We start from the raw sequence: 14,643 nt of genomic DNA on the forward strand, positions 1-14,643 counted from the left end.
GCTCAATAGCATGTCTGAATCCAAACCAAACCAAACCCAACCACCTGCTACCGGGTATCAAAGCACCGAAGAAATGGTCGCCGCGCAGGGAGCCTATGAGTCGGACGCTTTATCGCGGGCACAAGCCGATCTGGCTGAATTACAAGCCAAAAGCGCTGAACTCGCCGACCAGTATCTGCGGGCCAAGGCCGAGGCTGACAACGCCCGGCGCCGTGCCGAAGACGAAATCTCAAAGGCGCGCAAGTTCGCGGTCGAGGCTTTTGCCGAAAGTCTGCTGCCCGTGGCAGACAGCCTGGAGGCGGGCCTGATCATCAAGGACGCCACCATTGACCATCTTCGCGAAGGTGCCCAGGCGACCCTGCGCCAATTGCTGGCAGCGCTGGAGCGCAACAAGGTGATTCCCATCAACCCGCAGCCTGGGACGACTAAATTTGATCCACATCAGCACCAGGCCATCAGCGTGGTGCCCTCGGAGTTCGATGCCAACACCGTGGTCACGGTGCTGCAAAAAGGTTACGCCATCGCCGATCGCGTGCTGCGTCCAGCGCTGGTCACCGTCGCCGCACCAAAATAATTAGCAACGTGATGGTCATCGTGACTTGAAAATTTTCGGCTGATCCACACGTTAAAAGCATCTGACTTTCATTTAAGGAAAAATCATGGGAAGAATCATCGGCATCGATCTGGGCACGACCAACAGTTGCGTCGCCATCATGGAGGGCAACACGCCCAAGGTCATTGAAAACTCTGAAGGGGCGCGCACCACGCCGTCCATCATTGCTTATCAGGAAGACGGCGAAGTACTGGTCGGCGCCTCGGCCAAGCGTCAGGCGGTGACCAACCCGAAGAACACGCTGTACGCCGTCAAGCGGCTGATTGGCCGCAAGTTCACTGAAAAGGAAGTCCAGAAAGACATCAACCTGATGCCTTACAAAATTGCAGCCGCTGACAATGGTGACGCCTGGGTCGAAGTGCGCGGCAACCGGATGGCGCCCCAGCAGGTCAGCGCCGATGTGCTGCGCAAAATGAAAAAGACGGCCGAGGACTACCTGGGCGAAACCGTCACCGAGGCCGTTATTACGGTGCCGGCTTATTTCAATGACGCACAGCGTCAGGCCACCAAAGACGCGGGTCGCATCGCCGGACTCGATGTCAAACGCATCATCAATGAACCGACCGCTGCAGCACTGGCTTACGGCCTGGACAAAACTGAAAAAGGCGACCGCAAAATCGCGGTTTTTGACTTGGGTGGTGGCACTTTTGACGTGTCCATCATTGAAATTGCCGACGTTGACGGCGAAAAGCAGTTTGAAGTTTTGTCCACCAACGGCGACACGTTCCTGGGCGGCGAAGATTTTGACCAACGCATCATCGACTTCGTCATCGCCGAGTTCAAGAAAGAGCAAGGGGTTGATCTGGGCAAGGACGTGCTGGCCCTGCAGCGCCTGAAAGAAGCCGCCGAGAAGGCCAAGATTGAGCTCTCCAGCAGTGCGCAGACTGACATCAACCTGCCCTACGTGACGGCCGATGCTTCCGGCCCGAAACACCTGAGCATCAAGCTCACCCGCGCCAAGCTTGAGTCGCTGGTTGAAGAATTGATCGAACGCACCATTGCGCCCTGCCGCACTGCCATCAAGGACGCGGGTGTCAACGTGGCTGACATCAACGACGTGATTCTGGTCGGCGGCATGACGCGCATGCCCAAGGTGCAGGAAAAGGTCAAGGAATTGTTTGGACGCGAACCGCGCAAGGACGTGAACCCGGACGAAGCCGTGGCCGTCGGTGCTGCCATTCAAGGCCAGGTGCTGTCCGGCGACCGCAAGGACGTGTTGTTGCTCGACGTGACCCCGTTGAGCCTGGGTATCGAGACGCTGGGCGGTGTCATGACCAAGATGATCACCAAGAACACCACCATCCCGACCAAGTTTGCACAGACCTTCTCGACCGCCGACGACAACCAGCCGGCTGTGACCATCAAGGTGTTTCAGGGCGAACGCGAAATCGCCGCTGGCAACAAGATGCTGGGTGAGTTCAACCTGGAAGGCATTCCACCGTCCGCCCGGGGCACACCGCAAATTGAAGTGTCGTTTGACATCGACGCCAACGGCATCCTGCATGTGGGCGCCAAGGACAAAGGCACGGGTAAAGAAAACAAGATCACCATCAAGGCCAATTCCGGCCTGACCGAAGCAGAGATTCAGCAAATGGTGAAAGACGCTGAATTGAACGCCGCCGACGACAAGCGCAAGCTTGACTTGGTGCAGGCCAAGAACCAGGCCGACGCCAGCTTGCACAGCGTGAAGAAGAGCCTGACCGAATACGGCGACAAGCTCGAAGCCGGCGAGAAGGAAAAGATCGAAGAGGCGATCAAGCACCTGGAAGACGCCATCAAAGGTGACGACAAGGCGCATATTGAGGAAAAAAGCACCGCTTTGATGACCATCAGCCAGAAGCTGGGCGAGAAAATGTATGCCGACATGCAGGCCAAACAGGCCGCTGAAGCGGGCGCAGGCGATTCAGGTGCCGAAGCGGCAGCGGGTGCACAAAACACTTCAAACCAGGCGGCTGACGACAATGTGGTCGACGCGGAAGTGAAAGAAGTCAAAAAAGGTTAAGCGCTTGCGCTGGACATTGTTGTAAACACTGAAAAGGGGCGCCGCGTTGAATATCTATTCAACGCGGCGTTTGCGTTGAAACCAGGCACTCAAAGACATGGCTAAAAGAGACTACTACGAAGTCCTGGGCGTTCCCAAGAACGCCTCTGACGAAGAAATCAAAAAGGCTTATCGCAAACATGCGATGAAGCATCACCCGGACCGCAATCAGGGCGACGCCTCCAAGGTGGCTGAGGAAAAATTCAAAGAGTCCAAGGAAGCCTACGAAATGCTGTCGGACCCGCAAAAGCGTGCGGCCTACGACCAGCACGGCCATGCCGGTGTTGATCCCAATATGCGCGGCGGACCCGGCGCGGAAGGTTATGGCGGCTTCGCCGAAGCCTTTGGCGATATTTTTGGCGACATGTTTGGCCAGCAGCGCGGTCGGGCCGGTGCGGGCGGCGGACGCCAGGTTTTCCGTGGCAGCGATCTGAGCTATGCGATGGAGGTGACGCTGGAGGAAGCGGCTCGGGGCAAGGATGCCCAGATCCGGATTCCCAGTTGGGACGCGTGCGACGTGTGCCATGGCAGCGGTGCCAAACCCGGCACCCAGGCCAAGACCTGTGGCACCTGCAGCGGCTCGGGCGCAGTGCAAATGCGCCAGGGCTTTTTCAGCGTGCAGCAAACCTGCCCGACCTGTCGCGGCACCGGCAAAGTCATTCCCGAGCCCTGCACGGCCTGTCATGGGCAGGGCAAGATCAAAAAGCAGAAAACTCTGGAAGTCAAGATTCCGGCCGGTATCGACGGCGGCATGCGCATTCGCAGCGCCGGCAACGGGGAGCCTGGCACCAACGGCGGCCCGGCCGGTGACCTGTACATCGAAATCCGCCTCAAGAAACACGACATTTTTGAGCGTGACGGCGATGACATCCATTGCTCGGTGCCGATCAGCATCGTCACGGCCTCATTAGGGGGCGAAATTGATGTCCCAACACTGGCCGGCAAGGCCGCCATTGATATCCCTGAAGGAACCCAAACCGGCAAGCAGTTCCGGCTGCGCGGCAAAGGTATCAAGGGCGTGCGCGCCAGCTATCCCGGCGATCTGTATTGCCACATTCTGGTGGAGACACCGGTCAAGTTGAGCGAACACCAGCGCAAGCTGCTGCGCGAGCTTGACGAGTCGCTCAAAAAAGGGGGCAGCAAACATTCGCCCAGCGGCGACAGCTGGACCGACCGGCTGAAAAGTTTTTTCAGTTGAGGAAAATCACATAACGTCATGAAAATTGACGCACCAGAAATGCCACGAAAGATTTAACTGTCTTCGTGGCATTTTTTTGTGCATAGTGTGGGCATGACATCACCGAAGCGGGAGATTTCCACATGAGCGTCAACATTACTTTTCTGGGGGGCGCCGGCACCGTCACCGGCTCCAAGTACCTGGTGCGCCACGGCGCCGAATCTCTGCTGGTGGACTGCGGCCTGTTTCAGGGCTACAAGCCGCTGCGCTTGCGCAACTGGACCCGTTTGCCGGTCGCGCCGAACCAAATTGATGCGGTCGTGCTGACCCATGCCCACCTGGACCACAGCGGCTACCTGCCGCTGCTGGTCAGGGACGGCTTCGCGGGCCATGTGCACGCCACCAGCGGCACACGCGACCTGTGCCGCATCCTGCTGCCCGACAGCGGTCACATCCAGGAAGAAGACGCTGCGTTTGCCAACCGCCACGGTTTCTCCAAACACGCGCCCGCCCTGCCCCTGTACACCCGGCAAGATGCACTCGATTGCCTGCCCCGTATAAAGGCGGTCGACTTTGGCAAGACCTTCCAGCCCATCCCCGGCTGGCGCGTCACGTTCTCCACGGCCGGGCACATTCTGGGTGCCGCCAGCGTGTTGCTGGAAGTGGCCGGACGGCGCATTCTGTTCTCAGGTGATCTGGGGCGCACCGACGACCTGATCATGAATCCCCCGGCGAAGGCACCGGCCGCCGACACGGTCTTGATCGAGTCCACCTATGGCGACCGCGAACACCCGCAGGAAGACGTGCTGGCCGAACTGGCGCCCGCGTTGCAAAAGCTGGCCAAGCGCGGCGGCGTGGCGGTGATTCCGGTGTTTGCTGTGGGGCGGGCACAAGCGCTGCTGCACGCGATTCATCAACTCAAGCTGCGCGGTGAGCTCCCCACCTCGCTACCTGTATTTCTGGACAGCCCGATGGCCGTGCACACCACCCATTTATTTGAAGCGCATCAGGGTGAACACCGGCTCAGCAGCAAGGACACCCACGCGCTGACGCACAGCGCCACCATGGTCAACAGCACCGATGAGTCACGTGCCCTGGCCAGTCGCCATGGCCCGATGGTGATTCTGTCAGCCAGCGGCATGGCCACCGGCGGGCGCGTGCTGCATCACCTCGCGCACTACGCGGGGAACCACCGGAACATGATCATCCTGACCGGCTACCAGGCGCCCGGCACCCGCGGCGCGTCCATCGCCGGTGGCGCCAAGTCGGTGCGCATCCACGGCCACGATGTGGAACTCCAGGCTGAAGTGGTGCAGTTGCAGTCGGCCTCAGCGCACGCAGACGCCAGTCAGCTGTTGGCCTGGCTGCGCACGATGCCCGAGTCACCTGACCAAGTCTATGTGACCCACGGCGAGTGGGGTGCCTCAGACGAATTTCGCAAACGCATCAAGCACGAGTTGGGCTGGCGGGCCATCATGCCGGAGCACGGTTCGACCTGGCCGACCTGAGCCAGAGCCCGCAAGCTTTGTCAGGACGTGCCATCACCGTGCTGCGTTGCACTACCCAGCCTATTGGCCGGGCGTAACCGTCACGCTCTTGCGCAAGATTCCGCCAGCCTCGACACCACTTTGGACATTGCCCTCACCGAGAATGCGCGCCTGGCAAGCGATGCGGTCCTCACCTTGGTGGGCGTCACAGCGCCGCAGCGCATTCTGCTGATACTGGTCGGGGGCACTGTTGAGGGCACCGCGCCTGGCTTCGGCCAAGGCGTTTTTGGCCTCCCGACGGCAGGTTGCAATATCCTGGTTTGATTGCCCGCTGGCACACGCCGCCATGTCCTGGCGATAGCGCGCCTGCGCGTCGGCCATGGCACTGGCGTTCGCCGCCAGGGCGGCTGAAGTGCACAGCAAGGTGGCCGCTGCGGCGAGGGCGAGATTGCGAAACGCAAAGCGTATGCTGGTCATGATGAACTCCTTGGTGATACGAAATGACGAATGCAGAGGGTCTGAGACCACAGACCGCTTGTTATGGCTGGCTGGCGCATAGAGCGGCTGACTGGGTGGACCACATTGCATTGTTGAAGGCTAGGCCAAAAATACCGCGCTGTATGTGCGCTCGCGTACCGAGGCGAAAATTGTCACGAACCGCTCATTGCTGGCAGGTTTGAAAAAGACAGGACTGAAGACGTCAGTCAGAGCCCGTCACAACGCCTTTAGCTTTTTGCGTGCGGCGGGTTTTGGCAACACGGCGCGAATCAAGGCCGCACAGCTTTCGGCCGACATATAGCGTGGCACCGGGTAATTGGTGTCCGCTTCACGGCAGGCAGCTCTCGCCAAGGCGGGAATGTCCGCTTTGCGCAGCGCGTTCAGTTGGCGCGGAATGCCGAGGTCGTGGTTCAGCGCATCCACCGACGCCAGAAACTTCTGTGCCAGCACGTCCTCTGGTTCCCCCTGGGTCCCCACTTCAGCGTGCAGCGCCAGAACCGCCAATCTCTCATTGACGGCAGGGCCGTAAAACCGCAGGACATGCGGCAACATGATGGCATTGGCGAGACCATGCGGCGTGTGGTATTTGCCGCCGAGTTGGTGGGCAATGGCGTGGACATTGCCTACATTGGCCCGTGTGAATGCCAGGCCGGCATAGGTCGCCGCCAGCGCCATTTGTTCGCGCGCCTCGAGGTTGTTGCCGTCCTTGTAGACCGTACGCAAATTTTGATAAATCAGGCGCACCGCGGCCAGCGCCATGCGATCGGAGTCGTCGGTGGACCAGTGGCCGATGAAGGCTTCAATTGCATGGGTCAGCGCATCCATTCCGGTGGCGGCAGTGACATGGCGCGGCAGCCCGGTCATCAAGACGGGGTCCAGGGCCGCCATCTTTGGCACGATGCGGGTATCGGCAATCACCAATTTCTTCTTGTTTTCAGGGTCGGAAATGACAGCGGCCACGGTCACTTCAGAACCGGTGCCGGCGGTGGTTGGCACAGCATAGATGGGCACGGGTGCGTGCAAGCCCCTGAAATACCCGGCCAGGCTGCGCGGCGACCTGTGGTTGGCCGCCGAAAGCCCAATAGCCTTGGCGGCATCCATCGCCGAGCCACCGCCAAAGGCCACGATGGCGTCACAGCCCTCGGTCTTGAAAACCGCAATTCCTTTCTCGATCAGCGGGATGGGCGCGTCCTGGGTGATTTCATCAAACACCACAAAGGCCGTTCCGCCTTCGGTCAAGGCCTGGGTCAATCGATTCAGCAAGCCCAGACCGGAGACGATGGGGTCGGTGACGATCAGGACCTTGCGATGACCAACGCCGCAGACAGCTTGTCCCAGCCGCGCACTTGAGCCGGGTCCCACCAGCAGGGTGGGCTGCGGTATGGGCATTAGTCGCGTCACCAGACCCGCCGCCCGCATGACGGCCGAAAGCCCCACCGAGCGCCCCACGTCCGCGATCAGATTCATGGTCAACATCGTTCTCCTGGTTGCGCCTGGTGGCCCCGGCGCTCAGAACTTGCCGCAAAACCGGCCAGTTGCGTCTGCCGAGCATTCAGTGAAATATGTCCAATTTAATGACAAGGAAGAAGGTGGCGGGTTGATCATGATCAACCCGCGAATCCGTGGCCAGCGGCAAAGTGGAAATGCCTTCACCGGACGGACACATGAAAAGAGTCGTCAGCATCAGCTTGGGCGCGCGTGCCCAGGATTTTGAGTTTGTTGCATCCTTCATGGGGCAGCAAATCCGTGTTCAGCGCCTGGGCACCGACGGCAGCACGAGCAAGGCCGTAAGCCTGCTGAAACACTGGGAAAAACACGCCGATGTGCTGGGCTTGGGGGTCGCGAAAGACAGCTACAACGTCGGATCCCGCCGCTACATTGAAAAAGACAGCGCCCGCATGGCAAGCGTCGTCAAGCGCATCCCGGTGACCACCGGGGGTCGCTTGAACGACATCCTGCAGGAATGGGCCTTGCGCCATGTGCAGATCAAGCTGGGCAACTATTTCAACAACGCCAGAACCCTGTTTTTTTCCGGCATGAGCAACTACAAGCTGGCAACGTGCATGGCGGAGTACAGCCAGAACCTGCAGTTTGCCGACCCGCTGTTGCAGTTCGGGGTGCCCAAGCTCCTGAGCTCACTGAACGCCCTGGAGCTGTATGCCGCTGGTGCGCACTACGTGTCCGACTGGGCGTTGCCAAGTGTGATGTCTTGCGCCCCCGTCAAGCAGTGGAGCCGTTTCGTGCTGGGCAAGGCGATGCAGGAAGCGACCGTGATCGTGGCACCGGTGCATGAACTGGACGATTTCAATGCGGAAGAACTGGCTGGCAAGACCCTCATCACCACCTCGGTCAACGAGGAGCGGCTGGCCCAATTCAAGGAGAAGGGCGTTCACCTGGTGATTGATGGCGCGCCCAGAATGTTCGAGCACGTGCTGGGCCCCAATATCCTGGATGCCATGATCATCGCCGCCAGCGGCAAGAACCCACAAGATCTGCTGGAGGACGACTACCTGGAAATCATCACCGATTTGCAGATGGAACCACGCCTTCTTTACCCGGGCGGATTCAAGCGCGTCAACCGCTTTGCCTTCGTCATCCATCCCCTGTCGCAGGAGTATTTCAAGGTGGTCAAGCCCATCGAGTTGCTGTCGCAGGTGTCGCCGCCCCTGTTCATGGATTCACTGGAAAAGGTGCTGGCCTATGCCCCGCCCTTTGTTTATTCAAGGGTGACGGGGATCAAGTCGCCCACGGGTGTGGAAGCTCAAGGGTGGCTGATTTCGGTGGGGGGAACACCCAGGGAGATCATGGCCCACAGCCCCGAATTTACCTACCGCCGCTTGCTGGCCGCGGCCGACATGGCCCAAAAGCTGGGCGCGCAGATCATGGGCCTGGGCGCTTTCACCAAGGTGGTGGGCGATGCGGGGCTGACCGTCGCCAAACGCGCGCCCCTACCTATCACCACGGGCAACAGCTACAGCGCCTCCGGGGCGTTGTGGGCCGCGCATGATGCCTTGTTGCGCATGCGACTGCTACCCATGCCCAGAAAGGGCCAGAAAGTGCAATTCAAGGCCATGGTGGTCGGTGCCACCGGGGCTATCGGCTCGGTCTGCGCCCGCCTGCTGGCCACTTTTGCCGAGGAGCTTTACCTCGTCTCCCCCGAGACCGCCAAACTGCTGTCGCTCAAGGACTCCATCCTGAAAGAGACACCGGACGCCCGGCTGTTTCTGTCAGCCCGGGCCGACAAGGACATCGCCGGCATGGACATGATCGTGACCGCCACCTCCGGCGCCGGCAAGAAGGTGCTCGACATCATGAAGGTCAAGCCCGGCTGCGTCATCACCGATGTGGCACGCCCGCTGGACCTGCCGCCCGAGGAGGTCGTCAAGCGCCCGGATGTGCTGGTGATCGAATCCGGTGAAATCGAGCTGCCAGGGGATGTCCAGATGAAGAACATCGGCCTGCCCAAAAACTTGGCCTATGCCTGCCTGGCCGAAACCATCGTGCTGGCGCTGGAGGGGAGGTTCGAGAACTACACGGTCGGCCGTGCCATCGAATGGGAAAAGGTGCGCGAGATCTACCGCCTGGGCCTGAAGCACGGCATGAAGCTGGCGGCCATCTCCGGCGTCAATGGGGTGTTTTCCGATGCGGACATTGAGCGTGTGCGCGAGCTGGCCTTGGCGGCGCGTGCCAGAAAAACGCGGACAAAACCGGTAGCAGCCGTGAAGAGAAAACCGAGACTGCAAGCCAGATAGATGCCGGCCGGCCACAGCGGCTTCGCCGTGGCCGCAGATGCCCCACCAGCCCAAGACCGGGACCGGGACCGCAATCCTGCACTGTCGCTACGGTCGCGTGCCAGGGACGGAGATTGTCAGCAATCAATAATCCTTGACAATACCGAACCTACCTTGAATGCGACAACACCTGGCCTATGAAGTTACACCACCGTCACACTGAACGTCACCGCACTGACCGGATCGGCTGGCTGCGCGCGGCCGTACTTGGCGCCAACGACGGTATCGTTTCAACCGCCAGTCTGGTGGTTGGTGTTGCGGCTGCCAGTGCGAGCCATGGCAGCATTTTGCTGACCGGTGTCGCGGGGCTGGTGGCGGGCTCCATGTCGATGGCCGCGGGTGAGTATGTCTCGGTCCATTCGCAGGCAGACACCGAAACAGCCGACCTCTCGCGTGAGCGCGCCGAGCTCGAACTGGACCCCGCCTCGGAGCGGCGTGAACTGGCAGCCATTTATGTCGCGCGGGGGCTGCAGCCCGGCCTGGCGCAGCAGGTGGCCGAGCAACTGATGCACCACGACGCCCTGGGCGCCCATGCGCGCGACGAGCTCGGCATCTCCGAGACGCTGAGCGCCCGGCCCATTCAGGCCGCGCTGGCGTCGGCCGCCAGCTTCGCCGTTGGTGCCGTGCTGCCGCTGGCCGTCACCGCGTTGGCGCCCGAGACCTATCTGATTGCCTGGGTGTCCGGCACGTCGCTGGTCTTCCTGGCCTTGTTGGGCGCCGTCGCCGCCCGGGTTGGCGGCGCTGGCATTCTGGTGGGCGCCTCGCGGGTCACCTTCTGGGGCGCCCTGGCGATGGCGATCACGGCGGGTGTCGGGGCCCTGTTCGGTGCGGTCGTTTGATGCAGCGGCAACGGGTGAGCCGCTGCGCTGTGACACGAGAATGCCGACATGACTGAATTCCTGACCGCCGCCTTCTACAAGTTCGTCGAACTGCCCGATTTCGCCCAGCTCAAAGCACCGCTGCTCGCCTGCTGCGAAGCCAACGACGTCAAAGGCACCATTCTGCTGGCGACCGAGGGCATCAACAGCACGATTGCCGGACCGGCGGTCGGCGTGCACGCCGTGCTGGCCTATCTCAGGCGTGATCCGCGCCTGGCAGACCTGCAACACAAGGAAGCCCGGTCAGCCAAAGCACCGTTTTACCGGATGAAGGTGCGCCTCAAGCGCGAGATCGTCACCATGGGCGTGCCGGGCATCGACCCGACCCTTGTGGTTGGCACCTATGTCAAACCGCAAGACTGGAACGCATTGATTGGCGACCCCGATGTGGTGCTGATCGATACACGCAACAACTACGAAGTCGGCATCGGCTCGTTTGCGGGTGCCGTCAACCCGGACATCCAGAGTTTTGCCATGCTGCCGCAATGGCTGGCGCAAGCGCCCGCCTTGCATCCGGCCACCGGCAAGAAGCCCAAGGTCGCCATGTTTTGCACCGGCGGCATCCGCTGCGAGAAGTCCACGGCCCTGCTGCGGGCGCAAGGCTTTGACGAGGTCTTCCACCTGGAAGGCGGCATCCTGAAATACCTGGAGACGATTCCCCCTGAGCAAAGCCTTTGGCAGGGCCAGTGTTTTGTGTTCGATGAACGGGTGTCGGTTGGCCACGGCCTGCTACCTGGGCAGCACGATCTTTGCCGAGCCTGCCGGCAGCCTCTGGATGACGCTGAGCTCGCATCACCGCTGTTTGAGGCGGGGGTGAGCTGCCCCAAATGCCATGCTATCACCCGCGACATTCAGAAAGACAGCGCCCGCGAACGCCAGCGCCAATGGGAGCTGGCCAAGGCACGTCAGCAAGTGCATATCGGCGCGAGCCCGGAACCGAAAGCCAAGCCAGCCACGGCAGGCGCTTGCAACGCTACACTTTAGATAGCACTAAGTGCTTATTTCACGGGGGCTGCAGCCAAATCAGGCATAATTTTTTGCCAGCAGTCGTGCCCGCGCACTGGCGTACTCGCGCTTGAGCTGGGCCACAAAATCGGCGGTACTCTGAACCTTGGTGACGGCGCCAATGCCCTGGCCGCAGCCCCAGATGTCTTTCCAGGCTCTGGACTTGTCGCCGCCAAAATTCATCTTGCTGGGGTCGCTTTCCGGCAGGTGCTCGGGGTCCAGGCCAGCGGCGCGGATACTGGGCGCCAGGTAGTTGCCATGGACACCGGTGAACAGGTTGCTGTAGACGATGTCGTCCGAGTTGCTGTCGACAATGGCCTGCTTGTACTCTTGTGCGGCCCGTGCTTCTTCGGTGGAGATGAAGGCGGAACCGATATAGGCAAAGTCCGCTCCACAAGCCTGCGCGGCCAGCACGGCGTCGCCGGTGGCAATGGCACCGCTCAGGACCAGCGGGCCGTCAAACCACTGGCGGATTTCCTGAATCAGCGCAAACGGGCTCTTGAGTCCAGCATGTCCGCCGGCACCGGCCGCCACTGCAATCAAACCGTCAGCGCCCTTCTCGATCGCCTTGTGCGCATGCTTGTTGTTGATGACGTCATGCAGCACCACACCGCCGTAGGAGTGGGCAGCCGCATTGATGTCTTCGCGCGCGCCCAAGGACGTGATGATGATCGGCACCTTGTACTTGACGCAAAGGGCCATGTCATGCTCCAGGCGGTCATTGCTCTTGTGCACGATCTGGTTGATGGCAAAGGGTGCGGCGGGTTGCTCCGGGTGGGCCAGGTTGTAGGCAGAGAGTGCCTCGGTGATTTCTATCAGCCATTCTTCCAACTGCTCGGCCGGGCGCGCATTGAGCGCCGGCATGGCACCGACCACACCGGCGATGCACTGGGCAATCACCAGCTTCGGGTTGCTGATGATGAACAAGGGCGAGCCGATCACGGGGAACGGCAAGCGGTTCAGGGGCGCAGGCAAGTGGGACATCGGATCTCCGTCAACATGAAATTTCATTGATAAAAATAGCCGCTAGCCCTTGTCCAGCAAGCGCGAGCAGCTATTAGATATGTAGCAGTTTTAAATCAGATCAGAACGCATCCAAGGCCAGCGCCGTGACGCTCTCGCAGCCGTCCACAATGGCGTCGCGCATGCCAGGGGCCTTGGTCAGCAAATGGTCGGCATAGAAGCGCGCCGTGATGATCTTGGCTTGCATGAAGGACACGTCCACCCCTTGGGCGATCTCTTCCTGTGCCATCAATAACGCGCGCGCCAACTGCCAGCCGGCCATCAGGTTACCGGCCAGCATCAGGTAGGGCACACTGCCGGCAAACACATCACTGGGCCGGGTCTTGGTGTTGGTCGCCACAAAGTTCACCACGTCAACAAAGGCCACACGCGCCGCCTTGAGACGCTTGGCGACCGCGACCGCATCGGCACTGCCGTTCTTGACCAGCAAACCTTCCGTCGCTTCAATCTGCGCGGCCAGCGCCTTGGCGGTTTGCCCGCCATCACGCGCGGTCTTGCGCCCGACCAGGTCATTGGCCTGAATGGCGGTGGTGCCTTCGTAGATGGTCAGTATCTTGGCATCACGGTAGTACTGCGCCGCACCGGTTTCTTCAATGAAGCCCATGCCGCCATGCACCTGCACGCCCAGCGAGGTGACTTCAAGGCTCATCTCGGTGCTGTAACCCTTGATCAGCGGCACCATGAACTCATAGAACGCCTGGTTCTGTTTGCGCACCTCGGCGTCTGCGTGATGATGCGCCGCGTCATAGGCCGCAGCCGCCACCGTCGCCATGGCGCGGCAGCCCTCGGTGTAGGCGCGCATCGTCATCAGCATGCGCTTCACATCGGGGTGGTAGATGATGGTCGCGTTGGCAGGTGCCAGAGCATCGACCGGACGGCTTTGGACCCGGTCTTTGGCAAAGGTCACCGCTTGTTGATAAGAGCGCTCGGCAATCGCGATGCCCTGCACGCCGACACCAAAGCGGGCCGCGTTCATCATGATGAACATGTATTCGAGGCCGCGGTTCTCCTGGCCCACCAGGTAACCTAAAGCCCCCCCATGGTCACCGAATTGCAGCACGGCCGTCGGGCTGGCCTTGATGCCCATCTTGTGCTCGATGCTGACGCATTGCACATCGTTGCGGGCACCCAGCGAGCCGTCCTGGTTCACCAAGAATTTGGGCACGACGAACAGGCTGATGCCCTTGACGCCTTCCGGTGCGCCAGTGACGCGGGCCAGCACCAGATGGACGATGTTTTCGGCCATATCGTGCTCGCCCCAGGTGATGAAAACCTTGGTGCCAAACACCTTGTAACTGCCGTCTGCCAGCGGCTCAGCGCGGCTGCGCACGGCGGCCAGATCGCTGCCAGCCTGTGGCTCGGTCAGGTTCATGGTGCCGGTCCACTTGCCGCTGACCAGGTTTTCAAGGTAGGTGGCTTTCAGTTCGTCGGAACCGGCCGTCAGCAGCGCTTCAATCGCGCCGTCGGTCAGCAGCGGACACAGGGCAAAACTCATGTTGGCTGAGTTTTGCATTTCTCCGCAGGCCGCGCCAATCGTCTTGGGCAGCCCCTGGCCACCAAAATCGACCGGGTGTTGCAAGCCCTGCCAGCCACCGTCAGCAAACTGGCGAAACGCTTGCTTGAAACCGGGTGTTGCCGTCACCACGCCGTCTTTCCAACTGGAGGGGTTTTTGTCACCCTCCCAGTTCAGCGGCGCAAGCACCCCCTCATTGAACTTGGCCGCTTCCTCCAGCACGGCTTGCGCCGTCTCAAAACCAGCATCTTCAAAACCTGGCAACTGGGCGATCTGCTCAATATCGGCGAGATACTTGAGATTGAAAAGCATGTCTTTGAGGGGGGCAACGTAGCTCATGGTGAGTCTCCAAATGGAAAAGAGAAAGCGCGCACGTTCAATCGTTCAAACCGGGCGCGAAAAAAAAAGGGCACCGCGAACGATGCCCTGTTTGTGCCTGGCCTACAGCGCGGCAACCAGTTCGGGCACCGCCACGAACAGGTCCGCTTCCAGGCCATAGTCGGCCACCGAGAAGATCGGCGCCTCGGGGTCCTTGTTGATGGCCACGATCACCTTGGAATCCTTCATGCCGGCCAGATGCTGGATCGCGCCGCTGATACCGACTGCGATGTACAGCT

At 60.7% G+C, this 14,643-nt stretch carries 12 protein-coding genes; 7 read left to right on the forward strand and 5 right to left on the reverse strand.

Features of this window, described 5'->3' with window-relative positions:
• Positions 1–10: 10 nt before the first annotated feature.
• The 4 genes from grpE to WA157_RS05815 all read left to right on the forward strand — a co-directional run bounded on the left by grpE (position 11) and on the right by WA157_RS05815 (position 5,339).
• The gene (grpE, locus tag WA157_RS05800; protein ID WP_422620064.1) at positions 11–574 is read left to right on the forward strand and encodes a nucleotide exchange factor GrpE; all 564 of its coding nucleotides are present in this window, start codon (positions 11–13) and stop codon (positions 572–574) included.
• Positions 575–659: 85 nt separating this feature from the next.
• The gene (gene dnaK / locus WA157_RS05805) at positions 660–2,615 is read left to right on the forward strand and encodes a molecular chaperone DnaK (RefSeq protein WP_422620065.1); all 1,956 of its coding nucleotides are present in this window, start codon (positions 660–662) and stop codon (positions 2,613–2,615) included.
• 97 nt (positions 2,616–2,712) lie between these two features.
• Positions 2,713–3,852: a molecular chaperone DnaJ gene (dnaJ, locus tag WA157_RS05810; RefSeq protein ID WP_422620066.1), complete on the forward strand. Its 1,140-nt coding sequence runs from the start codon at positions 2,713–2,715 to the stop codon at positions 3,850–3,852.
• 122 nt (positions 3,853–3,974) lie between these two features.
• Positions 3,975–5,339, forward strand: coding sequence for an MBL fold metallo-hydrolase (locus WA157_RS05815; protein ID WP_422620067.1), 1,365 nt, complete (start codon positions 3,975–3,977; stop codon positions 5,337–5,339).
• 60 nt (positions 5,340–5,399) lie between these two features.
• Here the strand turns inward: WA157_RS05815 and WA157_RS05820 are convergent, their stop codons facing one another.
• Complete coding sequence (locus WA157_RS05820; protein WP_422620068.1) at positions 5,400–5,795, reverse strand: hypothetical protein; 396 nt, start codon at positions 5,793–5,795, stop codon at positions 5,400–5,402.
• 237 nt (positions 5,796–6,032) lie between these two features.
• Complete coding sequence (locus tag WA157_RS05825) at positions 6,033–7,283, reverse strand: iron-containing alcohol dehydrogenase (RefSeq protein WP_422620069.1); 1,251 nt, start codon at positions 7,281–7,283, stop codon at positions 6,033–6,035.
• Between the two features lie 197 nt (positions 7,284–7,480).
• Between WA157_RS05825 and WA157_RS05830 the strand changes: the two genes are divergently transcribed.
• The 3 genes from WA157_RS05830 (at position 7,481) to WA157_RS05840 (ending at position 11,469) form a co-directional block, all read left to right on the forward strand.
• Positions 7,481–9,568, forward strand: coding sequence for a dehydrogenase (locus WA157_RS05830; protein ID WP_422620070.1), 2,088 nt, complete (start codon positions 7,481–7,483; stop codon positions 9,566–9,568).
• A gap of 176 nt (positions 9,569–9,744) precedes the next feature.
• Entirely contained in the window at positions 9,745–10,446 is a 702-nt protein-coding gene (locus WA157_RS05835) for a VIT1/CCC1 transporter family protein (RefSeq protein WP_422620071.1), read from the forward strand.
• Between the two features lie 48 nt (positions 10,447–10,494).
• Positions 10,495–11,469 carry a rhodanese-related sulfurtransferase gene (locus tag WA157_RS05840; protein ID WP_422620072.1) on the forward strand — a complete coding sequence of 325 codons (975 nt, stop codon included), beginning with the start codon at positions 10,495–10,497 and terminating at the stop codon, positions 11,467–11,469.
• Positions 11,470–11,508: 39 nt separating this feature from the next.
• Here the strand turns inward: WA157_RS05840 and WA157_RS05845 are convergent, their stop codons facing one another.
• From WA157_RS05845 to WA157_RS05855, 3 genes are all read right to left on the reverse strand, one after another.
• Positions 11,509–12,474 carry an NAD(P)H-dependent flavin oxidoreductase gene (locus WA157_RS05845; RefSeq protein WP_422620073.1) on the reverse strand — a complete coding sequence of 322 codons (966 nt, stop codon included), beginning with the start codon at positions 12,472–12,474 and terminating at the stop codon, positions 11,509–11,511.
• Positions 12,475–12,574: 100 nt separating this feature from the next.
• Complete coding sequence (locus WA157_RS05850) at positions 12,575–14,365, reverse strand: acyl-CoA dehydrogenase (protein WP_422620074.1); 1,791 nt, start codon at positions 14,363–14,365, stop codon at positions 12,575–12,577.
• Positions 14,366–14,467: 102 nt separating this feature from the next.
• Positions 14,468–14,643: FAD-binding protein (locus WA157_RS05855; RefSeq protein ID WP_422620076.1), on the reverse strand; the 176-nt coding region annotated here is incomplete at its 5' end.

This window comes from Rhodoferax ferrireducens (genome assembly GCF_049302455.1).
In the GTDB taxonomy this organism is placed as follows: domain Bacteria; phylum Pseudomonadota; class Gammaproteobacteria; order Burkholderiales; family Burkholderiaceae_C; genus Rhodoferax; species Rhodoferax ferrireducens_B.